Annotated in this window: 19 protein-coding genes; 8 read left to right on the top strand and 11 right to left on the bottom strand. The window is 71.4% G+C overall.

The window, feature by feature from the left end; translation table 11 throughout:
* Nucleotides 1-81: 81 nt before the first annotated feature.
* Nucleotides 82-1,626, bottom strand: coding sequence for an aminodeoxychorismate synthase component I (pabB, locus tag bpln_RS05800; RefSeq protein ID WP_055138301.1), 1,545 nt, complete (start codon nucleotides 1,624-1,626; stop codon nucleotides 82-84).
* A gap of 61 nt (nucleotides 1,627-1,687) precedes the next feature.
* The gene (locus bpln_RS05795; RefSeq protein WP_082465193.1) at nucleotides 1,688-2,287 is read right to left on the bottom strand and encodes a VOC family protein; all 600 of its coding nucleotides are present in this window, start codon (nucleotides 2,285-2,287) and stop codon (nucleotides 1,688-1,690) included.
* A gap of 675 nt (nucleotides 2,288-2,962) precedes the next feature.
* Between bpln_RS05795 and zapE the strand changes: the two genes are divergently transcribed.
* The 3 genes from zapE to bpln_RS35110 all read left to right on the top strand — a co-directional run bounded on the left by zapE (nucleotide 2,963) and on the right by bpln_RS35110 (nucleotide 5,334).
* Complete coding sequence (gene zapE, locus bpln_RS05790; RefSeq protein ID WP_055138300.1) at nucleotides 2,963-4,015, top strand: cell division protein ZapE; 1,053 nt, start codon at nucleotides 2,963-2,965, stop codon at nucleotides 4,013-4,015.
* A 265-nt stretch (nucleotides 4,016-4,280) separates the two neighbouring features.
* Complete coding sequence (locus bpln_RS05785) at nucleotides 4,281-4,715, top strand: DUF2471 family protein (RefSeq protein ID WP_042624379.1); 435 nt, start codon at nucleotides 4,281-4,283, stop codon at nucleotides 4,713-4,715.
* A gap of 331 nt (nucleotides 4,716-5,046) precedes the next feature.
* Nucleotides 5,047-5,334, top strand: coding sequence for a hypothetical protein (locus bpln_RS35110; protein WP_148653938.1), 288 nt, complete (start codon nucleotides 5,047-5,049; stop codon nucleotides 5,332-5,334).
* Here the strand turns inward: bpln_RS35110 and bpln_RS05775 are convergent.
* From bpln_RS05775 to bpln_RS05770, 3 genes are all read right to left on the bottom strand, one after another.
* Nucleotides 5,328-6,488 carry a fimbrial protein gene (locus bpln_RS05775; RefSeq protein ID WP_244132091.1) on the bottom strand — a complete coding sequence of 387 codons (1,161 nt, stop codon included), beginning with the start codon at nucleotides 6,486-6,488 and terminating at the stop codon, nucleotides 5,328-5,330. The genes bpln_RS35110 and bpln_RS05775 overlap by 7 nt on opposite strands.
* Nucleotides 6,469-6,660 (bottom strand): hypothetical protein, encoded by a 192-nt coding sequence (locus bpln_RS35105; RefSeq protein ID WP_148653937.1) that lies wholly within the window; start codon nucleotides 6,658-6,660, stop codon nucleotides 6,469-6,471. The genes bpln_RS05775 and bpln_RS35105 overlap by 20 nt, the downstream gene beginning before the upstream one ends.
* Nucleotides 6,661-6,945: 285 nt before the next feature.
* Nucleotides 6,946-7,908, bottom strand: coding sequence for a 2-hydroxyacid dehydrogenase (locus tag bpln_RS05770; protein WP_055138297.1), 963 nt, complete (start codon nucleotides 7,906-7,908; stop codon nucleotides 6,946-6,948).
* 275 nt (nucleotides 7,909-8,183) lie between these two features.
* Between bpln_RS05770 and bpln_RS05765 the strand changes: the two genes are divergently transcribed.
* From bpln_RS05765 to bpln_RS05750, 4 genes are all read left to right on the top strand, one after another.
* Entirely contained in the window at nucleotides 8,184-8,969 is a 786-nt protein-coding gene (locus tag bpln_RS05765; protein ID WP_042624376.1) for an SDR family oxidoreductase, read from the top strand.
* A gap of 56 nt (nucleotides 8,970-9,025) precedes the next feature.
* Nucleotides 9,026-10,354 carry an MFS transporter gene (locus tag bpln_RS05760; protein WP_055138296.1) on the top strand — a complete coding sequence of 443 codons (1,329 nt, stop codon included), beginning with the start codon at nucleotides 9,026-9,028 and terminating at the stop codon, nucleotides 10,352-10,354.
* Nucleotides 10,355-10,377: 23 nt separating this feature from the next.
* Nucleotides 10,378-10,770 (top strand): VOC family protein, encoded by a 393-nt coding sequence (locus bpln_RS05755; protein WP_055138295.1) that lies wholly within the window; start codon nucleotides 10,378-10,380, stop codon nucleotides 10,768-10,770.
* A 69-nt stretch (nucleotides 10,771-10,839) separates the two neighbouring features.
* Nucleotides 10,840-12,096: a citrate synthase gene (locus tag bpln_RS05750; protein WP_055138294.1), complete on the top strand. Its 1,257-nt coding sequence runs from the start codon at nucleotides 10,840-10,842 to the stop codon at nucleotides 12,094-12,096.
* A gap of 116 nt (nucleotides 12,097-12,212) precedes the next feature.
* Here bpln_RS05750 and bpln_RS05745 read toward each other — a convergent pair whose 3' ends face one another.
* The 6 genes from bpln_RS05745 to bpln_RS05720 all read right to left on the bottom strand — a co-directional run bounded on the left by bpln_RS05745 (nucleotide 12,213) and on the right by bpln_RS05720 (nucleotide 19,526).
* Nucleotides 12,213-12,521 (bottom strand): antibiotic biosynthesis monooxygenase family protein, encoded by a 309-nt coding sequence (locus tag bpln_RS05745; RefSeq protein WP_042624372.1) that lies wholly within the window; start codon nucleotides 12,519-12,521, stop codon nucleotides 12,213-12,215.
* A gap of 34 nt (nucleotides 12,522-12,555) precedes the next feature.
* Entirely contained in the window at nucleotides 12,556-13,686 is a 1,131-nt protein-coding gene (locus bpln_RS05740) for an NAD(P)/FAD-dependent oxidoreductase (protein ID WP_055139456.1), read from the bottom strand.
* Nucleotides 13,687-13,812: 126 nt separating this feature from the next.
* Complete coding sequence (locus tag bpln_RS05735) at nucleotides 13,813-15,126, bottom strand: Nramp family divalent metal transporter (RefSeq protein ID WP_042624371.1); 1,314 nt, start codon at nucleotides 15,124-15,126, stop codon at nucleotides 13,813-13,815.
* Between the two features lie 167 nt (nucleotides 15,127-15,293).
* Entirely contained in the window at nucleotides 15,294-17,729 is a 2,436-nt protein-coding gene (locus bpln_RS05730; protein WP_055138293.1) for a cytochrome c, read from the bottom strand.
* The gene (locus tag bpln_RS05725; RefSeq protein ID WP_042624369.1) at nucleotides 17,719-18,222 is read right to left on the bottom strand and encodes a (2Fe-2S)-binding protein; all 504 of its coding nucleotides are present in this window, start codon (nucleotides 18,220-18,222) and stop codon (nucleotides 17,719-17,721) included. Before bpln_RS05725 ends, bpln_RS05730 begins: the two co-directional genes overlap by 11 nt.
* A 149-nt stretch (nucleotides 18,223-18,371) precedes the next feature.
* Nucleotides 18,372-19,526, bottom strand: coding sequence for an FAD-dependent monooxygenase (locus bpln_RS05720; protein WP_055138292.1), 1,155 nt, complete (start codon nucleotides 19,524-19,526; stop codon nucleotides 18,372-18,374).
* A gap of 293 nt (nucleotides 19,527-19,819) precedes the next feature.
* Between bpln_RS05720 and bpln_RS05715 the strand changes: the two genes are divergently transcribed.
* Nucleotides 19,820-20,572, top strand: coding sequence for a maleate cis-trans isomerase family protein (locus bpln_RS05715; protein WP_042626469.1), 753 nt, complete (start codon nucleotides 19,820-19,822; stop codon nucleotides 20,570-20,572).
* Nucleotide 20,573 lies beyond the last annotated feature (1 nt).

Raw genomic sequence — 20,573 nt, 5'->3', positions numbered from 1 at the left:
CCCGGCGGCGCGCACCTCGCGCGCCGCCGTCATGGCACCGACACTCCGACGTGCCGGCTCGGCCCCGGCGGGGCCGCCGGATCAGGCGCTGGCGATACTGGTTTCGGCGATCGGGTCGGCGGCACCCGCCTCGCGCGCGGCCAGCAGCTCGACCGCCTCGATCACGCCGCGCGCCTTCACGATGGTTTCGTCGAACTCCTCGGTCGGGTCCGACAGCGCCGTGATCGCGCCGCCCACGCCGAGCCGCGCGCGGCCGTCGTGGATCGTCACCGAGCGGATCACGATGTTGAAATCGCACGCGCCCGACAGCCCGAACCAGCCCAGCGCACCCGAATAGATGCCGCGCGGGCCGGCCTCGAGCCGGTCGATGATTTCCATCGTGCGTTTCTTCGGCGCGCCCGTCATCGAGCCGCCCGGGAACGCCGCGCGCAGGCAGTCCACGGCCGACACGCCGCGCTTGAGCGTGCCGCGGATGGTCGATACCAGCTGGTGGACGTGCGAGTAGGTCTCGACGTCGAACAGCTTCGGCACGTGGACCGAGCCGAGTTCGCTGACCTGGCCGAGATCGTTGCGCAGCAGGTCCACGATCATCAGGTTCTCGGCGCGATCCTTCTCGCTCGCGCGCAGCTCGGCGACCAGCGCCGCGTCCTCGTCGGGGGTGCGGCCGCGCGGGCGCGTGCCCTTGATCGGCTTGGCCTCGGCATGGCCGTCGCGATCGACGCTGAGGAAACGCTCGGGCGAGGCGCTGACGAGCGAGAAGCCGTCCACCTCGAAATAGGCCGCGTGCGGCGCCGGCGTCAGCTCGCGCATCGCGCGGTACAGATCGAACGGCGCGCCCGCGAACGGGAACGTGATCAGGTTGGTCAGGCAGACCTCGTAGCTCTCGCCGTTGACGATCTCGGCCAGCGCCTCGCCGATCTTCGCGATGTAGCTCGGGCGGTCGTGGCGCATCGCGGCGTGCCGCGCGATCCACGCCTCCACCTCCGCGAGCGACAGCCGCGCGCGCGGCTTCGCTCCGGCCTGCCCGGTGCCGGCAGGCGCGGGCGCGGCCTCGCCCCCGGTTCCCGGCAGCGATCGCAGTTCGGCCTCGACCGTGTCGAACCACGCCTCGGCCTCGGCATGCCGCCGCGCGTCGTCGGCCTCGCCCAGATGCAGCAGCCAGGTCTTGCGCTCGATATGGTCGATCACGATCAGGCGCGTGGCGAACACGAACGCGGCGTCGGGCGTGTCCGAGCGCCAGGCCGCCGAGCCGCCGGTCTCGCCCTTCAGCTCGTAGCCGAACACGCCCGCGTAGCCGAGATCGAAACCGAACGGCAGCGCGGCGGGCGCCTCGACCCGGCGCGCCGCCAGGTTCGCCGCGAGCAGGTCGAACAGGCCCGTCACGCGCTGCGTGCGGCGCGTGCCGCCGCGCTCGATGGTGGCCTCGCGCGTGGCCAGCTCGTAGGTGATGGTCTCGCCCAACGGCCCATGCGCATCGCCCATGAACGTGAAGCGCGAGAAGCCCGGCACCACCACGCTGCTCTCGAGCAGGAACCTGCTCCTGGACGGCAGGAACACGCGGCTGAACACGCTCACCGCGTCCGGGCAGTTATCCAGCGCCCGGTGCTGGATCTGAAGTCGATCCATCGCTCTTATCCTTTCGAAATCCGCCGGCCACGGGCCACACGCCACGGCCCCGGCGCGTTCATCAATACTTGCCCGACTGCTCGAGCTGCTCGAACAGATCCTGCACGTTGTCCTCCAGGAAGCCGGCCTCGCCGTTGCGATGGATCAGCTCGAAGCTCATGCCGGTGTTCGCGCAGCGCGAGGAAAACGCCTGCGTGAGACCGTTGCCGCGAATCACGCTGGTGTCGAACGACAGGCCGCGCGAGCGCAGCGTGCCGACGGCCGCCTCGACGTCGTCCACTTCGAGCGCGACATGGGCCACGCCCACGCCGAAGTGCTCGATCAGCTGCGAGACCTGCGATTCGGGCTCGGTGCCCTGGCACAGCACGAAGCGGATGCCGTTGCGCTCCATCTCGGCCGAATGCATGCCCGTGCGCGCGCCCTTGATCTGCAGGCGGCGCTTGAGCGCGAAGCCGAGCACGTCGCGAAACAGGTGCACGGCGGCCTCGAGATCGCGAACCGCGAGCGCGATGTGGTCGAGGCGCCGGAACGCGGCGGCGGCGTCGACGCGGTTATCGATGGTGCGATCGGCGGCGTCATCGGCGATGTCAACGGCCGCGCCGTCCCGCGGGGTCTCGGCGCGATCGGCCGTGCGGGCCGCGTCCCGGGAGAGTCTGTCCATGGATCTGTCCTGCCAAACGAGAGTGCGCATTGGGGCGCGCGAACGCCGCGCGCGGGCGTGCCGGCGCGTCGGCGTGCAAGGCACGCGCGACACGCGGGTACGAATGGACCGGATCGGCACGATCGCCCGATCCGCTTGCCAGCCAGGGAACTTGCGTCAAATGACGCTGAAAGAATGAACGGCCCGCCGTGATGCACGACCCACCGCGACGCACCGACCGACCGGTGCCGACGCGCGGCCGGCGGCCGGAGTGCGCGCTGGTTGCGGCGCCTTGATGACAGACTCGCGACGCGAGCGAAAAAGATCCATCGCGGCCATCTAGCCCTCTCTCTGATTCTCGTAGCGCTGCATTCGACATGGTCAAATTGCCCCTGTCAACACGCGCCGGACGCCACGCGAGACGCGCATCGCATTGCCGTACATCGCGTCGCTACGGCACGCGATTCGCGCACGCGGCGTGCCCGCGCCGAGCTGCGCAGCGGTTGTTTTCGGCCCCGTCCCTCAGGCGATTTTCAGCGCTGCCACGATGGCGTCATCGTCGATCGAACCGGCGTGGGGTTCGCCATCGCATCATCATTGCCGGCGCCAGCATCGATCCGCGCCGCGCGCCGTTCGTGACGGATTGATGGCAGACTGACGCCACCTCGCGGCCCACCCCTCACGCCTACCGATCCAATGCCCGACCTGCCCCGCTGGCTGAGCGCCGAACTCGACCGCCGCGCGCTGACGCTCGACGCGAACCAGCATGCCCGCGCCGTCGAACTCGACCGCCTGCTCGGCGGCGCGCTGCCGCCCGAGATCATCGGCGCCTATTGCTACGGGCCGCCCGGGCGCGGCAAGAGCCTGCTCGCCGCGCTGTTCCACGAGGCGTGGCCCGGCCCGCGCGCGCGCACGCATTTCCATGCGTTCCTGCGCGACGTGAACCGGCTGCTGGTGGCCGCGCCGCCGTCCGGCGACAAGCTCGGCGAGACGCTCTCGCAGTGGCTCGGCGACGCCACGCTGCTCTGGTTCGACGAGTTCCACGTCAACGACATCGCCGACGCGCTGATGCTCGCCGCGCTGCTGCGCGTGGCGATCGCGCGCGGCGTGAAGCTGATCTTCACCTCGAACATGGCGCCCGGCGCGCTGTTGCCCGACCCGGAGTTCCATCATCGCTTCGCGGCCAGCATCGCGCTGCTGCACACGCATTGCATCGCGCTCGCGTTCGACGGGCCGATCGACTATCGGCGCGCGCCGGCGGCGCTCGCGAACGCGGTGGCCGCGCCGTACGAGCCGATGCCGGAGGCACGGTCTCCGGCCGATCGCGCGGCCTGGCTGCGCGCGCTGTTCGCGCGCCATGGCGACAGCGTGCGCGAGACCGACACGCGCGTGGATCTCGCCGGGCGCCCGCTCGTCGCGCACGCCACGGGCACGCGCGTGCTGCTCTGCGGGTTCGACGCGCTGTGCGGGCAGGCGCGCTCGCATCTCGACTATCTCGATCTGGCCGCGCGCTTCGAGGTGGTGATCGTGGTGGACGCGGCGCTCGACGCGCACACGCCGCGACACACGCTGCAACGGCTCGTCTGGCTGGTCGACATCCTCTACGACCGCCATGCCCGGCTCGACTTCGCGCCGGACCGGGATGTCGAGGCGAGCGTGGGCGAGCGTGCCGACGTGCATGGCATCGAACGCATGGGGTCGCGCCTCGCCGAGATGCGCGCGAAGGCGGATGGCGTGCGCGGCGCATGATGCGCGAGTCCCCCTCGCCGGCCGCGACGATCGCGCCGGTGCCGTTCGCCGCCGATCACGCGGGATGGCGCTTCGCCTGACGCGTGCCGCGCCGGCCCGAATTCCATCCCGCCACGACGCTCGTCCGACGCAATCGCTCTGCCCGCCCCAGCTTGCGGCGCCCGGCCGCTCGCCCCCGTCACCGAATTTCCCGCTCACGACCGATTGCATGCGGCAAAAAGACTGTATATATTTACAGTACCAGATCACCCCATGAGGTCTTCCGATGACGACGATGTCCGAACCGAGCCCGATCAGCCAAGCCGGCGCGCGCCCCGACGCCGACTGGATGGTCGACGACTACGAACTCGAGCAGATGGCCGCCGACCGCGCACGCCATCTCGCCCAGCAGGACCTGCAACAGACGCTGGTCGCGCTCGCGCGGCGCGCGTTCGGCCCGCGCCGCGGCAGCCCGTTCGGCGAGTTGCGCGGCCCGAGCTGGGGCATGCTGCTCGCGATCGAGGCGCGCGCGTTCGGCGACCCGGGCCTGCGCGCGCGCCACGATCCCGCCGTGCTCGCCACGCTGCCGCGGCTGGCCGGGCGCCGCGGCATCGAGGACGAACTCGACGCCGAGGCGAACCTGCGGGCCGACGACGACGACCTGCCGCTCGTGATCGGCGTGGCCGCCGCGCTGCTCGGCGCGCACGACACCGAACTCTGAGCGGCCGGCGGCCCGCCTCGGGGGCGACGCGGCGGGCCCTGCGGTCGCCCGCTGCGCGCGTGCCGGCTGGGTGTCGTGGGTTGCGTGCGGGTTGGGTGTCGGGCACCTGCCGCCGAATCGCGGCAAGCACGGCGGAAACTCGGTACGCCAGCCCGTCGTCCGCGGCCCGTCCTGCCGCGCCGACAGTTCGCGATACCGCGCGGCGCCGTGGCCGTCACCGGGCTCGATCGCGTATTCGAAGCGGCCGCCGCACGGCGCGTCGAAGCCGCGATGGCGGCTCACCCGCCACGATCGCGTTCGGCGCGGCGCGCGGCGCCAGCCTTGGGCGCCCGTGAAATTGACGCCGGTCGTCAGTCCGGCGGCCTCGCGCAACTCGAACGTCGCGCTGTCCACGCCGGACCGGTTCGCGCGCTCGCCGAGCACGAGCCCGTGGCGCGCGCCGCCCGCCTCGCAGCGCAGGAAGGTGCCGGCCGCCTGGCGGGATGCGGCGATCCCGAAGCCGAGCCGGCGCCGGTGGAAATCGATCGCGGCATCGCGCCCGCTCTCGGGGATCTCGAGCGCATCGCCGCCGCCGGCACGCCAGCCGGCGGCGGCCCGAACCGGCACGGCGCGTCACTGATAGATCATCGTGAACGTCATGAGTCCGATCACGCTGCCCGGCGTTACCGTTTCCGCCGTCTGGAACAGGGCCGCGTTGAGCCCGATCGAGTAAGAGCCGCCCGCCGACGGGTTGTAACCGGCGAGCGTATAGGTGGTGTTGTACTTCAACGCATAGCCATCGGCGTCCGTCAATTGCAGGCCGACGCCGGTTGCCCCCGAGCCGATCGCCAGCGCGACCACGCCGTTGGCCGCATCGAGCACGGGGCTGACCGGGATGAATTGATACTGGATCTTGGCGAGCCCGGCGGGACAGTTGGTCAAGGTCACGGAAAACGGGACCGGGCGTGTCGCCGAGCCGATGCCCTTGAACTCCGAGAGCCAGTGGGTGTGCAGATCGACATTGACCAGATCCGGCGTCGTGCAGGCCCTCACGAAGATCGCGGCCGGCAAGATCGCAAACGATTTGGCGATCGACAGGTCCGGAAGGTAGGGATTGCTGGCCGATTGCCTCGTCATCGACGCGGCCTTGAGCGCAATGCCCGGCATCACCACGCTGGGCGTCGCGCCGCCCGGCATCGGTCCGGTTTTCACATAGGCAGCCCTCACCTGCCCGCCGTTCGTGATGGTGCCTGCCCCGTTGCACGGCACCCCCGCCCACGGCGACGGATACCAGTTCGTGTCGGGGGTTCCGAGGTCGCGCCAGCCGGTCCAGCCACAGATGTTCGCGTAGGTGCGCACCTCGATCGCGAGACCGACACCGGCCACGTTGGTATTCCAGACCGTCAGATTCACGCCGTCGGGAGCCGGAATCGTCAATCCGGACTTCGTCAGCGAGAGTGGCTCGAATCCCGTACCGGACGATCCCGTAACCTCTTTCGTGCACGAGAAATAGCCGGTGTCCGCCGGCGTGCTTGCCCACGTACCCAGCACGGTGCCGACCGGCGCATCCCTCGGCACCGTGATCTGGAACTGCATGGGCACCTGGATGACCTCGGCCGTACCGGTACAGGTGAACTGCGCCAGGGCCTGCCGCGACGCCACCAGCAGCACGAGCAGCGCGAACACGCGCCACGGCCGGCGCCATGCCGCGCCGATTCGCGCCATCGGAATCCTGTCGCGATGCATCATGCCCACCCCGCCGATCTGCTTCGTTTCATTTCCCTGTTCCTCCATGCAAGCGGCCCGACTGCGCCGTTCGCCGCTCGGCCACCAGCCGGGCCGCGAACGGCGACGCCGTCGCGGCGGCATCGCCGGCCCCTTCGAACGCAGGCCCGTCCGGGCGTTCACGTTTTTCCGATCCGGAAAATCTGACAGATTCGACCGTGCCGACGTTGATTCGCGTCACGCCTTGTGGTCCGCTCCCGAACGGCGGCTTGATTTGCCGCTGCTTTCCCGGCGACGCCGCAGGCCCCGTGAGGTGTCGCCTCGTACTCGGCGGCGGAATCGAATGCCTCGCCGCACGTCCCCATGGAAAATCCGTGACTCCTCGGCCTGTTTCGCCGTGCCGGCTCCATGAAAAAAACCCGGTCCGTCAGCGACGCAACCGGGTCTTCGCTTCCGTGCCACACGGGCGGCGGCAGGGCTTCGGGGTCCGGCCCGCCGCCGGCTGCCCGCCATGCGCCGCGCGGGCTCAGGCGGGATTCGGCGGCGCCTCGCCCGCCAGCACCGCCGCCACGTTGTCGAGCGCGGTGAAGCCCATCTGGTCGCGCGTCTCGATCGTCGCGCTGGCCATGTGCGGCGTGAGGAACACGTTGTCGAGCGCCGCGAAGCGCGCGTCGATGTTCGGCTCGTTGCGATAGACGTCGAGCCCGGCGCCGAACAGATGCCCCGAGCCGAGTGCGTCGAGCAGCGCGTTCTCATCCACCAGCCCGCCGCGCGCCGCGTTCACGAACACCGCGCCCTTCGGCAGCCGCGCGAATTCGCGCGCCGTCATCAGCGGCGCGCCGCCGCCCGGCACGTGCAGCGTCAGTACCTCGCAATGCGGCAGCAGCGCGTCGAGGCTCGCGTGGAAGGTCGCGCCCGCCTCGACCGCAGGCTCGGCACGCTGCCGGTCGGTGTAGGCGATGCGCATCCCGAAGCCGCGCGCGCGCCGCGCCACGGCGCGCCCGATCCGGCCGAAGCCGACGATGCCGAGCGTCTTGCCGTGGACGCGCGTGCCGAGCATCTCGGTCATGCCGAACGACCTGCCCCAGCCGGCGCGCACGATCCGCTCGTATTCGGACGCGCGCCGGCAGGCCGCCAGCACCAGCAGCATCGTGAAATCAGCCGTGCATTCGGTCAGCGCGTCAGGCGCGTTGGTCACGGCGATGCCGCGCGCGCGGGCGGCGGCCACGTCCATGTGATCGACGCCGGCGCTCGCGTTGGCGATGATCTTCACGGTCGGCGGCAGCGCGTCGACGTGTTCCTTCTGCAATCCTGACTTCTTGCCGACCAGCACCGCCGGCACCGCGTACCGATGGCAGAAGTCGACCACGGACGCGCTGTCCATGTCCGCCTCGGTCACGAAGGCGTTGAATTCGCGTTTGGCGCGGGCGGCCACGGCGGCGGGAATCCGTCTTGCGACGAGCAGGCGCGGAATGGGGGAATCGGACATGGTGGGTTCCTCGGGTCTGAATTCGGCCACATCCTACGAAGCGGGTCCGCCACGGGTCAATGTTGATTGAATCAATCAACATCCGGCGGCACGCCCGGCACCCCGGCGGCGGCCTGCGCCATTCCCGCCCCGCCTCGCAAGGAGTCAGGAAAACCCTGAGGCCGGCCCCTCGCGGCAGGCCCTCGCATGTTGATTGACAGAATCAAGATTGCCGCGCATTCCGGGCCGGTGCAATTCTGTTCGCATCTCCATCAGCCCGGGAACGAGAACCAGCCATGCGACCCAGCACGCAACAAGACACGCAACCGCAGCCCCCGCGCTTCGCCGCGGTGACCGGCGCGGGCTCCGGCATCGGCCGCGCGAGCGCCGTGGCGCTGGCCCGCGCGGGCTTCACGGTGGCCCTGCTCGGGCGCCGCGCCGAGGCGCTGCACGAGACGCGCACGATGATCGCCGAGGCCGGCGGCCGCGCGCTCGCGGTGCCCGCCGACGTGGCCGACGAAAGCTCGGTCAACGACGCGTTCGCCCACCTCGAGCGCGAGTTCGGCCGCCTCGACGTGCTGTTCAACAACGCCGGCCGCAACGCCGGCGCGGTGCCGCTCGACGACTACACGCTCGCGTTCTGGAACGACGTGGTGGCCACCAACCTGACGGGCGTGTTCCTCTGCGCGCGCGCCGCGTGGCGGCTGATGCGGCGGCAGGCGCCGCAGGGCGGCCGGATCATCAACAACGGCTCGATCTCGGCGCACGCGCCGCGCCCCAACACGATCGCCTACACGGCCACCAAGCACGCGGTACTCGGCATCACGAAGTCGCTCGCGCTGGACGGGCGGCCCTTCAACATCGCCTGCAGCCAGATCGACATCGGCAACGCCGCCACCTCGCTCACGGAGCGGATGAACCAGGGCGTGCTGCAGGCCGACGGCCGGCTCGCGCCCGAACCGCGCCTCGACGTCGCCCACGTGGCCGACGCCGTGGTGCAGATGGCGCGGCTGCCGCTCGAGGCGAACATCCTCAACATGACCATCATGGCCAGTGCGATGCCGTTCGTCGGCCGCGGCTGACCCGCCCCCGGCCGGAGCCATAACAACAAGATCCGGCCCACGATCAGGAGACAGACATGAGAATCGCCGAATCGCGGCAGGCCCCGCTGCACGACCACGCCGCCCAGGCCAGCGCCGCCCGGCGCACGCGGGTGCGCTACTTCATCCTTTCGATGCTGCTGGTGGCCACCATCCTCAACTACGTCGACCGCTCCGCGCTCGGCATCGTCGCCCCCGCGCTGTCGAAGGAACTCGGCCTCACGCGCGTGCAGATGGGCGAGCTGTTCGCCGCGTTCGGCGCGGCCTATTCGGTCGCGCTGCTGCCGGCCGGCATCCTCGCCGACGTGCTCGGCTCGCGCGCGGCCTATGCGCTGTCGCTGCTCGGCTGGTCGCTCGCCACGCTCACGCAGGGCATGGCGCTGGGCTACCGGATGCTGCTCGGCTCGCGGCTCGCGATGGGCGCGCTCGAAGCGCCGGCGTTCCCGTCCAACGCGCGCGCCGTCACGCTGTGGTTCCCGGTGCAGGAGCGCGGCTTCGCCACCAGCGTCTACGTGATGGGCCAGTACATCGGCACGCCGCTGTTCGCGGGGCTGCTGCTCTGGGTCTCGACCGCGTTCGGCTGGCGCGCGGTGTTCTTCGCCACCGGCGGCTTCGGCATCGTGTTCAGCGCGATCTGGTTCCGGCTCTATCGCGACCCGTCGCGACATGCCTCGGCCAACGCGGCCGAGCTGCAGCACATCAACGAGGGCCGCCCGGTCGCGACGAGGGCGGGCAAGCCGCGCGAGCGCTTCGACTGGCGCATGGCGCTGCGCCTGCTCGGCTATCGCCAGATCCTCGCGATCTGCCTCGGCAAGTTCTGCAACAACACGCTGCTGGTGTTCTTCACGACCTGGTTCATGACCTACCTCGTCGAGGAACGCCACATGTCGATGATCAAGGTGGGCTTCTTCCAGGCGCTGCCGTTCGTGGGCGCCACGCTCGGCATCCTGCTGGCCGGCTTCCTGTCGGACTTCTGCATCCGCCGCGGCGTGTCGGTGTCGGCCGCGCGCAAGGCGCCGCTGATGATCGGCACGTTCCTCGGCGCCTCGATCATGCTGGTGAACTTCGTGCAGTCGAACGCGGTGGTGATCGCGGTGCTGACCGTGGCGTTCTTCGCGCAGGGCATCGGCTCGATGTCGTGGGCGGCCGTCTCGGAGATCGCGCCGAAGCAGTACGTCGGGCTCACCAGCAGCATCACGAGCCTCGCGGCCAACATCGCGGCCGTCACCACGCCGCTGATGATCGGCTACGTCACCCAGCACACCGGCAACTTCTTCTGGGCGCTGAACCTGATGGGCGCGATCTGCCTGGTCGGCACGCTGTCGTACTCGGTGCTGCTCGGCAAGCTCTCGCGCATCGAACTCTGAACCCGCCTGTTACGCCACTCACCATGATCGAATTCTCCTGGGATCACCTGCAACTGTGCTCGGCCGACGCCGAGGCCACCGCCGCCTGGTTCGCGCGCTGCCTGAACGCCGAGATCGTGCGGCGGCCGGGACGCGTCGACCTGCGCATCGGCACCATCAACCTGTTCATCACGCCGCTCGCCGAGCCCGGCGCCGCGACGCCGGATGGCGCGGCGCCGCGCCAGGGCATCGACCACATCGGCGTATGCGTCGACGATCTCGACGCCGCCTTCGCGCACCTGCTCGCCTCGGGCGCGCGGGTCGTCGCGCCGATCCAGCCGATCCGCGCCGGCGTGCGCGGCTGCTTCGTGAAGGCGCCGGGCGAGATCCTCGTCGAGGTGCTCGAACGGCGCCCGGCGCAGATGGCGTTCAGCTGAAAGCGGTCTATAGTCGGGGCATGCCGGTACGCAGCCGGCATGCCGTTTCCTGCATCGAGGCAGCCCGTCATGTCGAACTGGATCACCCTGGCCGAAGCCACCCGGCAACTGGGCGTGCGCGCGCAGACCGTCTATGCCTACGCGAGCCGCGGCAGCATCGCGGTCATGCCGGACCCGCACGACCCGCGCCGCAGCCTCTACCGGGCCGAGGACGTGATCGCGCTGTGCCGCAGGAAGCAGGTCGGCCGCAAGCGCGCCGCGCTCGCGGCCGGCACGATCTTCGGCGCGGAGCCGTGCATCTACAGCGGCCTCACCACCTTCTCGAAGGGACGGCCCTGGTATCGCGGCCGCGACTGCATCGCGCTGGCCGAACATGCCACGCTGGAAGACGCCGCCGCGCTGCTGTGGAATTCGCCGACGCCGGTGGCCTTCGCGTTCGCCGACGCCGCGCCGCCCGACGGCGAACCAGGCCGCAGCCGCGCGTTCACGGCGCTGGCCGCACTGGCCGCGCACGGCCATTCCACGCTCGGCCGCCTCGACAGCGCGCTGCACGCCGAGGCGGGTCGGCTGGTCGCGGTGGTGTCGCTCGCGTTCGGCGCGAACGGCCACGGCGCGCATCGCGGGACCCATGAGCGGCTGGCGGCCGGCTGGGGGCAGGACGCGGCCGGCGCCGACCTGATCCGCCGCGCGATGGTGCTGGTGGCCGACCACGAGGTCACCAGTTCCGCCTTCGCCGCGCGCATCACCGCCTCCACCGGCGCGCCGCTCGCCGGCTGCCTGCTGACCGGCCTCACCACGCTGTCCGGCCCGCTGCACGGCGACGCCTCGCGGCGCGTGCGCGCCATGTTCGACGACGTCGCGCGGCTCGGCGCCGAGCACGTGGTCGGCCATCATCTCGGCTCGGCGATCCCGATCCCCGGCTTCGGCCACCACCTCTACCCCGACGGCGATCCGCGCGCGCAGGCGCTGCTGGCGCGGCTCGATCCGCCGCGCGAACTGGGCGCGTTCATCGACAGGGTCACCGCGCTGACGGGCCTCAAGCCCAACATCGACGTCGCGCTGGCGATCCTCGCGGCGCAGCTGGGGCTGCCGGACGACGCGGCGTTCGGGCTGTTCTCGATCGCGCGCAGCGTCGGCCTGCTCGCGCACGGCATCGAGCAGTTGCGGGTGGGCCGCGTGATCCGGCCGCGCGGGCGCTACACCGGCCCGGCGCTCGACGACGAGCACCTGCGGCCCGCGACGGCGGACGGCGGCAAGGCGGACGGGAAAGCCTACACGGCGGGGGCGCTGGAGAAGAATCGCGTCTTCAGGCTGAAGACGGGCTGAGGCGGAATCGCTCGGGAACGCGGGTGCAAGGCCCGGCACCGCTGGCAACGGCCCGATGACGGGTCATGCGCGTGCCGCGCGGCAGCCGCGAGCCCGGCCGCCGCGCGCAGGATCGGTCAGGCGCGCGTGGCCGGCCCGACCTTGATCTCGGTGTGGCAGACCGACGGCGGCGCCGCGAAGAACGGGCTGACGAGCGCGCGCCAGGCCTGGTATTCCTCCGACTCGCGGAAATGCACCATGTGATCGTCGACCGTTTCCCAGCGCACCAGCAGCAGGTATTCGGCCGGCCGCTCCACGGTGCGGTGCAGCTCCACGCCGATGCAGCCGCGCGAGCGCAGGAACAGCGGCACCGCCTGCTCGACGCCGGCCTCGAATTCCGCTTCCTTGCCCGCCTGCACCTCGATCCTCGCCATCTCGTGAATCATCGTCGTCCTTTCGTGGTTGATGTTGGGTTGACCGTCACCGTGCGTCGTCATCGAGCGCCGCGATCACCTGTCCGGCGATCGCGAGCGAGGCCGTCAGCCCCGGCGACTCGATGCCGTACAGGTTGACGAGGCCGGCCACGCCGTGCGAGCGCGCCGACTGGATCACGAAATCGTCGACGCCGCCCGGCGGCTCAGCCAGCTTCGGCCGCACGCCGGCGTAGGCCGGCTGCAGCGCTTCGTCGGGCAGCCCCGGCCAGTAGGTGCGGATCGCATCGTAGAAGCGCACCGCGCGGGCCGGATCGACGCGGAAATCGATCGAGTCGATCCATTCCACGTCGGGGCCGAAGCGCGCCTGGTTGGCGAGATCGAGCGTCAGGTGGACGCCAAGCCCGCCCGGCTCCGGCACCGGATAAATGAGCCGCGAGAACGGCGCGCGGCCCGACAGCGAATAATAATTGCCCTTGGCGTAGCGTGCGCGCGGCACCGATTCGGGCGGCAGCCCGCGCAGCACGCCGGCCACGGTCTGCGCGTGGAGCCCGGCCGCGTTCACCACGCGCCGCGCGCGCAGCGTCATCGGCTCGGCGCCGCCCACCTCGAGTTCGATCGCGGTGCCGCCGCCGTCGTCGTGCAGCACCTGCCCGCCGATCACGGGCGAACGGTACGCGATCACGGCGCCGGCGCGCTCGGCGTCGCCGAGCAGCGCGAGCATCAGCGCGTGGCTGTCGACGATCCCGGTGGACGGCGATTCGAGCGCCGCCACGCAGCGCAGGGCCGGTTCGAGCGCACGCGCCTCGTCGCCGCTCAGGCGCCGCAGGTCGGTCACGCCGTTGGCGCGCGCGGCCGCCTCGATGTCGGCCAGCGTGCCGCGCTGCGCCTCCTCGGCGGCCACGATCAGCTTGCCGCTGCGCCGGTGCGGCACCTGGTTTTCCTCGCAGAACGCATAAAGCTGCTCGCGCCCCTCGACGCAGAGCCGCGCCTTCAGCGAGCCGGCCGGGTAATAGATGCCGGCATGGATCACCTCGCTGTTGCGCGAACTCGTGCCGGTGCCGATCATCGTTTCCGATTCGACGATCACCGTCTCCCAGCCGCGTCGCGCACCGGCGCGCGCGGCCGCCAGGCCGACCACTCCCGCGCCGATCACGACGCAATCGACCATCTCCGTCATCTTCTCACGCTCCTTTTTGTGATCGCCGGCGCTCGGCCTCGCATGGCGCGAGCCGGCATGCGGCGGCGGAACCCGCAGCATACCGCAGCGCCAGGGAGGCGCGGCAGGCCGCCGCGCCCTGCCCGCTCAGCCGATCACGCCCGTGATCAGCAGCAGATTGGTGCCGCCGATCACGGCGAACAGCAGCCACGCGAACAGCCGCGCGGGCCAGCCGATCGCATTGCCCTGCATCAGCCGGTCGTCGCTGACCGAGCGGATCAGCGGCCACATCGCGAACGGCAGCTGCAGGCTCAGCAGCACCTGGCTCCACACCAGCAGCTTGCCCACCGCGCCGTCGCCGAGCACCAGCACGCCGATCAGCGCCGGCACCAGTGCCAGCGCGCGCGTGATCAGCCGGCGCTGGTAGCAGGGAATCTTCACCTGCAGGAAGCCGTCCATGATCACCTGCCCGGCGATCGTGCCGGTCAGCGTCGAGCTCTGCCCCGAGGCCAGCAGCGCGATGCCGAACAGCACCGCGGCGCCGCCGCCCACCAGCGGCGTGATCAGCTGGTAGGCCTGCTCGATGTCGGTCACGCCGGTGTGCCCGGCGGCATGGAACGCGGCGCCGGCCAGGATCAGGATCGCCGCGTTCACGCACATCGCGACCAGCAGCGAGACCCAGGTGTCGACGCGCACCATCGCGAGCGTGTCGCGGATCGGCCCGCCCGCGCCGCCCACCACGCGGCGCGTCTGCACCACCGACGAATGCAGGTAGAGGTTGTGCGGCATGATGGTGGCCCCGATGATGCCGAGCGCCAGCACGATCGCGTCCTTGCGGTCGTGGCCCGGATCGCCGGGGACGAGGCCCGCGGCCACCGCGTGCCAGTCGGGCGGCACCATCGCCACCTGCGCGACGAAGCAGGCCGCCATGGTGCCGATCAGGCCCAGCACGATCGCCTCGATCTGGCGGAAGCCCTTGCCCTGCAGTCCGAGCACGATCACCGTGTCGAGCGCGGTCAGCACGATGCCCCAGGCCACCGGCACGCCGAGCAGCAGCTTGAACGCGAGCGCGCAGCCGAGCACCTCGGCGATGTCGCAGGCGATGATCGAGATCTCGGCCGTCACCCACTGCAGCCACTTGCCGAACGGTCCGTAGCGCTCGTAGCTGGCCTGCGCGAGATCGCGGCCGGTGACGAGGCCGAGCCGCGCGGCCAGCATCTGCAGGAAGATCGCCGCGAGGCTCGAGAACGCCACCACCCACAGCAGCGCGTAGCCGAACTGCGAGCCGGCCTGGATGTCGGTGGCCCAGTTGCCGGGATCCATGTAGCCGATCGCGACCAGCAGGCCCGGCCCGGCGAAGCGGCGCAGCTTCGCGAACCACGATGCGCGCGCATCGATCGTGATGCTGCCTTTCACTTCGGCGGGGCAGAACGGGGCGGTCGGTATGGTCGGAAGCGGCATCGGCGGCGGCGGGAAGGCGCGAGGAACGGCGGTTGACGGAATCCGCGCATTGTACTGAGGTACTGGGGCATTGCGTCACGGGCGCGCCGGCGTGCGGTGTGCGGCGCCACCCGGCATCCGCCGGCGCCGCGCCTTCCGCGCCGCCGGCGGCCCGCGGCGCCCGCCGTTCAATGCGGCGCTCCCTCGGCGCGCAGCCGCGCCGACGCCGCCTCCAGGTCGCGCCAGGCCGGCTGGTCCGGCGCGTAGCGCTGGCGGATGTAGGCGGCCAGCTCGGCCATCTGGCGATCGTCGAACGCGTCGCGGAACGCCGGCATGTAGCCGAGCGCGGCCGTGGCCGGCTGCGCGATGCCGTTCTGCAGCACGCGCAGCAGGTTGTCGGGGTTCGCGTGGCTGACGCTGGTGTTGAGCCCCATCAGCGGCCGCACGCCGAAGTGGCCGACGCCGCCCGAGGCCGCGTGGCACACGGCGCAGGCCGCGTCGAACGCGCGCCGGCCGTTTTCGAGGCCGAGCGTGGCGAGCGGATCGGCCCCCGCCGCGCGCGTGGCGGCGGCCGCGGAGGCGTCCGCCTCGTCCACCTTCGGCGACAGCGACGCGAGGTAATGCGCGATCGCGCGCACGTCGCCCTCGGGCAGTTCGGCAAGCCCGGCCACCACCGGCGCCATCGGGCCAGCCGCCACGCCGTGCTCGGGCGAGAAGCCGGTGCGCAGGTAATCGAACAGCGCGTCCTCGGTCCACGGCACGGGCGCCGCGTGCGAGGCGGCCACCAGCGCCGGCGCGTCCCAGCCCTCGGCGCTGCCGCCCGTCAGGTAGGCGAAGCCGCCCTGCTCGGCGCCGAGCGCGTTGCGCGGCGAGTGGCAGGCGCCGCAGTGGCCCGCGCCGTCCACCAGATATTTGCCGCGGTTCCAGAGCACCGACTTCTGCGGATCGGGCTGGTACGGCGCGGGGTCGTGATAAAGCCAGTTCCAGCCGGCCACCAGGCGCCGCTGGTTCAGCGGGAACGGCAGGCGCGTGGGCGGCGGCGCCGCTTTCACGGCCGGCTGCGACATCAGGTAGGCGTAGAGCGCGAGCAGGTCCGCCTCGCTGAGCTTCGCGAACGCCGTGTACGGGAACGCCGGGTACAGGTGGCGGCCGTCGCGCGAGATGCCCTCGCGCATCGCGCGCGCGAACGCCGGGTACGACCAGCTGCCGATGCCGGTCTCGGGATCGGGCGTGAGGTTGGTCGAATAGATCGTGCCGAACGGCGTGTCGAGCGGGAAGCCGCCCGCGTTGGTGCGGCCGCCCGGCGCCGTATGGCAGACCGCGCAGTCGCCGGCCAGCGCGACCAGCCGGCCGCGTGCGAGCGTCTCGGCGCTCCATACCGGCGCGCCGCCCATGCTGCCGGCCGGCAGCGGCGCGATCGGCGCGGGGCCGGGCAGCAGCGCGCCGGCCAGCCCGATCAGGCCGCCCACCACGCCGCCGATGCCGCCGCCCGCCAGCCAGCGGCGCCAGCGCCGCGCGGCGGACGGCCGGCGTTCGGCCGGCACGGCGCGCGGGTCGTGCGCGGCCAGCGCGTCGCGGATCGTGCCGGTATCGAACGGCGGGGCGCGAAAGCGCACCCCGGTGGCGTCGTAGAGCGCATTGGCGATCGCGGCGGCGGCCGGCGCCACGGCGCGTTCGAGGCGCTCGCGCTCGGCTTCGTCGAGGTCGGCGGGTTCATCCGCCGCGTCCATGGCCTCGACCGCGGCCTCGAGTTCGCCCGGCCGCTGCGCGCGCCGCAGCGCATGCGCGAGCGCGCCGCGCGAACCGTCGGCCGGCGCCGTCTCGTCATGCGCGTGGTGGGCCGCGTGACGCGCGCCGAGCACGCGCGAGACGGCCGCCGCGAGCCGCGCGGCCGGCACCCCCGACAGGCTCGCGGCCTCCGGCGAACCGGGCCGGCCGGTGCCCTGCCCGGCCACCACGCGGCGCAGCGCGACGTCGCCGGTGGCCGGATCGACGTCGATATCGACCACCCAGGCGGTCCAGTCGGGCCGCGTGTCGAGCGCGGGGTCTAGCGCGTTGCCGGCCTGATCGCCGCGTCCGTCGAACGCGAAGCCGCGCCCGCGCAGCCACGGCGAGGCCGGCGACGGCCGGGCGGCGCCCGGCACGCGCCACGCCGCGCGCTCGGTCACCATCCGGATCACTTCGTGCGCACCGGCGTCGCGCACCGGATCGAGCTGGCGCAGCCGCAGCTCGACCGGATCGATCCGCCACTCGGCCGCGCATTCGTCGAGCGCCGATTCGCGCGCGAACACATGGGCCTGCGCCGGCATGCGCCGCGCCGGATCCTCGATCTCGACAGCGAGTTCGGCATGCCGATAGACGAACGGCAGCGCCGGCGCCGGGCCGCCGGGCGACACCGGCAGCGTGCGCGCGCCGGCCGCCGCCGTCAGCCGCGCGCGATAGCGCCAGCTGGCGAGCGTCGCGCGCGCGGACAGCACGGCCTCGACCTCGAACCTGGCTTCGGCGTCGCCTTCGGTGCCGGCCACCGGCCAGCCATAGGCCCAGGCGCGGCGCGCTGGCGGCGCGGCAGCGTCGGGCCGCGCCGCGTTCGCCGCCAGCGCGGCCGCCGTCGATTCATCGTTCATCGTCGTGTTGCAGGTAACGCGCCGCGCGTTGCACCGCGCGCACGATCTCGAGATGGGTGCCGCAGCGGCACAGGTTGAAACGCAGCGCGTCGCGGATCGCCGCGTCGTCGGGCGACGGATCGCGATCGAGCAGCGCCTTGGCGCTCATGATCATGCCGTTCAGGCAGTAGCCGCACTGCGCGGCCTGCTCGTCGATGAACGCGCGCTGGATCGGGTGCAGCGCGTCGAGCGTGCCGAGCCCCTCGAGCGTGGTCACCTCGCGGCCGTGGGCGGCGCCGGCCGGCACCACGCACGAGCGCGCCGGGAGGCCGTCCACCAGCACGGTGCAGGCGCCGCACTGGCCGAGCCCGCAGCCGTACTTCGGGCCGTTCAGCGCCAGATCGTTGCGCAGCACGAACAGCAGCGGCGTGTCGGGCGCGGCGTCGGGGACGCGGCGCTCGTCACCGTTGACGCGGAGCGTGAGCGGTCCCGCGGGATGGCCGGAATGCGACATGACAGACCCGATTCGTCGATACGCCGGCACGCGCGGGCTCGCGCGTGCCGGCAGGCGAAGGCGCGGCACGCGCCGCGCGCTTTTCGTTATACCCCGCCGAAATTCCGGCCGGGCCAAAGCCCGAGCCGAAGCCGGCCCCGCGCCGCGGTTCAGCCCGCCACGGCCGATTCCCTGGCCGGCGCGTCGAGCGGCACCTCGAACACGTCGTAGCCGAACACCCACGACGGATCCTCGTTGGTGCGCAGCCACGTGTTGTTGTGCGAGACCAGCTGCACCTTCGAGGCACGCGCCGCGCGGTTCGCCTCGTACAGCGCGAACGCGTTGCCGTAATCACCGACGCCCACCTCGTCGAGGCAGCGCGCGAGCATCGCCGCGTCCTCGATCGCCATCGCCGCGCCCTGCGCCATGTGCGGCTTCATCGGATGGCAGGCGTCGCCGAGCAGCACCAGCCGGCCGCGGCTCCAGAGCGGCAGCGGATCGCGTTCGAGCAGCGGCCATTTCGTGATCGACGGCGACACGTCGATCAGATGCTGGATGTCGGGATGGAAGCCGGCGAACGCCTCGCGCATCTCCTCGCGGCTGCTGTCGACCATCGACACGCCGGCCGGCCACTCGGCCTGCGGCACGCCCGTCACATAGTAGTACTCGTCGCGTTTTTCGGTCACGTAGTAGACCATCATGTGACGGTCGCCCGACCACCACTTCACGCACATGTCATAGGGCTTGTTGTCGAGCAGCGAGGCCGGGAACACGGCGCGGTGCGCCACGTAGCCGGTGTAGCGCGGCGGCTCGGCGCCGAGCAGGTGCTCGCGCAGCCGCGAGTTCACGCCGTCCGCGCCGATCGCGATGTCGGCCGTCTCCACGGTGCCGTCGTCGAACGTGAGCCGCACCTCGCTGCCGGTGTCCTCGACCGTCGTGAGCCGCTTGCCGAACACCAGCGTGCCCGGCGCGATCGCCTGGGTCATCAGCGCGTGGAAATCGCCGCGATGCACGGTCAGGTAGCTCGCGCCGTAGGTCTTCAGCGCGTAGTCGCCGAGCGGGATCTGCGACATCACTTCGGCGCTGAGGCCGTCGCGGCTGTACCAGAAATCCGGATGCGAACCCATCGCGTTCAGCGCGTCCTCGCAGCCGATGCGGCGCATGATCTTCATCACGTTCGGGCCGAGGTGGATGCCCGCGCCGAGGCGCGAGAACGCCGGTGCCTGCTCGTAGAGCCGCACGTCGTAGCCGCGTCCTTGCAGCAGCGCGGCGGCGGCGGTGCCGCCGAGGCCGGCGCCCACGATCGCGATACGGGGTTGCTTCATCGGAATCTCCTGTTCTGCGCGCCGGCGGCAGCACGCCGGCCGGGCGGATGGGTTACGGTTAAATCTAGCGTACACACTGCAAAATATTCGCACAAGAAAAAACTTTCCCTCGAGGAACCGGCCACGATCCGTCATGCTTCAACAGCGATTTACGCCTTAAATACAAGGGTTTTCCCGAGTCCGGTCGAGATTTTTGAGACGTTGTGAAATTAAAACGTACACGCTAGACTTTGCGCACATTCGGCAATCCGGCCGCGCGCCGCTTGCCGCTTCCTGCCGCCATGGAGCCCCAGATGACTCGAACCTTTCGCATCGGCCAGATCGTGCCGAGCTCGAACACCACGATGGAAACCGAGATCCCCGCGATGCTGCGGCTGCGCGAGACGATCCGCCCCGAGCGCTTCACGTTCCATTCGAGCCGGATGCGCATGAAGAAGGTGGTGAAGGAGGAGCTCGCGGCGATGGACGCCGAGTCGGACCGCTGCGCCGTGGAGCTGTCGGACGCGCGCGTGGACGTGCTCGGCTACGCGTGCCTGGTCGCGATCATGGCGATGGGCCGCGGCTACCACCGCGTCTCGCAGGCGCGCCTGACGCGCCACACGGCCGAGAACGGCGCGCGGGCGCCGGTACTGACCAGCGCGGGCGCGCTGGTGGACGCGCTGAAGGTGATCGGCGCCAGGAAGATCGTGGTGGTGGCGCCGTACATGCTGCCGCTGACCGAGCTGGTGGTGGACTACATCAGCCACGAGGGCTACGAGGTGATCGCCTGGCGCGCGCTCGAGATTCCCGACAACCTCGACGTGGGCCGCCACGATCCGGCGCGCCTGCCCGACATCGTCAGGACGCTGCCCTACCAGGACGCCGACGCGATCGTGCTGTCGGCCTGCGTGCAGATGCCGTCGCTGCCGGCCGTGGCGAAGGTCGAGGCGATCACGGGCAAGCCCGTGATCACGGCCGCGATCGCCACCACCTACTCGATCCTGCGCGAACTCGATCTCGAACCGGTCGTGCCGGGCGCGGGCGCGCTGCTGTCGGGCGCCTACTGAA

The organism is Burkholderia plantarii (genome assembly GCF_001411805.1).
GTDB classification, from domain to species: domain Bacteria; phylum Pseudomonadota; class Gammaproteobacteria; order Burkholderiales; family Burkholderiaceae; genus Burkholderia; species Burkholderia plantarii.
This window is presented reverse-complemented; position numbering and strand designations above follow the sequence as displayed.

What these genes read in the sequence shown, in the direction of transcription:
- pabB (WP_055138301.1), bottom strand. Translation starts at nt 1,626, where the DNA reads ATGGATCGACTTCAGATCCAGCACCGGGCGCTGGATAACTGCCCGGAC.
- bpln_RS05795 (WP_082465193.1), bottom strand. Translation starts at nt 2,287, where the DNA reads ATGGACAGACTCTCCCGGGACGCGGCCCGCACGGCCGATCGCGCCGAG.
- zapE (WP_055138300.1), top strand. Translation starts at nt 2,963, where the DNA reads ATGCCCGACCTGCCCCGCTGGCTGAGCGCCGAACTCGACCGCCGCGCG.
- bpln_RS05785 (WP_042624379.1), top strand. Translation starts at nt 4,281, where the DNA reads ATGACGACGATGTCCGAACCGAGCCCGATCAGCCAAGCCGGCGCGCGC.
- bpln_RS05775 (WP_244132091.1), bottom strand. Translation starts at nt 6,488, where the DNA reads ATGGAGGAACAGGGAAATGAAACGAAGCAGATCGGCGGGGTGGGCATG.
- bpln_RS05770 (WP_055138297.1), bottom strand. Translation starts at nt 7,908, where the DNA reads ATGTCCGATTCCCCCATTCCGCGCCTGCTCGTCGCAAGACGGATTCCC.
- bpln_RS05765 (WP_042624376.1), top strand. Translation starts at nt 8,184, where the DNA reads ATGCGACCCAGCACGCAACAAGACACGCAACCGCAGCCCCCGCGCTTC.
- bpln_RS05760 (WP_055138296.1), top strand. Translation starts at nt 9,026, where the DNA reads ATGAGAATCGCCGAATCGCGGCAGGCCCCGCTGCACGACCACGCCGCC.
- bpln_RS05755 (WP_055138295.1), top strand. Translation starts at nt 10,378, where the DNA reads ATGATCGAATTCTCCTGGGATCACCTGCAACTGTGCTCGGCCGACGCC.
- bpln_RS05750 (WP_055138294.1), top strand. Translation starts at nt 10,840, where the DNA reads ATGTCGAACTGGATCACCCTGGCCGAAGCCACCCGGCAACTGGGCGTG.
- bpln_RS05745 (WP_042624372.1), bottom strand. Translation starts at nt 12,521, where the DNA reads ATGATTCACGAGATGGCGAGGATCGAGGTGCAGGCGGGCAAGGAAGCG.
- bpln_RS05740 (WP_055139456.1), bottom strand. Translation starts at nt 13,686, where the DNA reads ATGACGGAGATGGTCGATTGCGTCGTGATCGGCGCGGGAGTGGTCGGC.
- bpln_RS05735 (WP_042624371.1), bottom strand. Translation starts at nt 15,126, where the DNA reads ATGCCGCTTCCGACCATACCGACCGCCCCGTTCTGCCCCGCCGAAGTG.
- bpln_RS05730 (WP_055138293.1), bottom strand. Translation starts at nt 17,729, where the DNA reads ATGAACGATGAATCGACGGCGGCCGCGCTGGCGGCGAACGCGGCGCGG.
- bpln_RS05725 (WP_042624369.1), bottom strand. Translation starts at nt 18,222, where the DNA reads ATGTCGCATTCCGGCCATCCCGCGGGACCGCTCACGCTCCGCGTCAAC.
- bpln_RS05720 (WP_055138292.1), bottom strand. Translation starts at nt 19,526, where the DNA reads ATGAAGCAACCCCGTATCGCGATCGTGGGCGCCGGCCTCGGCGGCACC.
- bpln_RS05715 (WP_042626469.1), top strand. Translation starts at nt 19,820, where the DNA reads ATGACTCGAACCTTTCGCATCGGCCAGATCGTGCCGAGCTCGAACACC.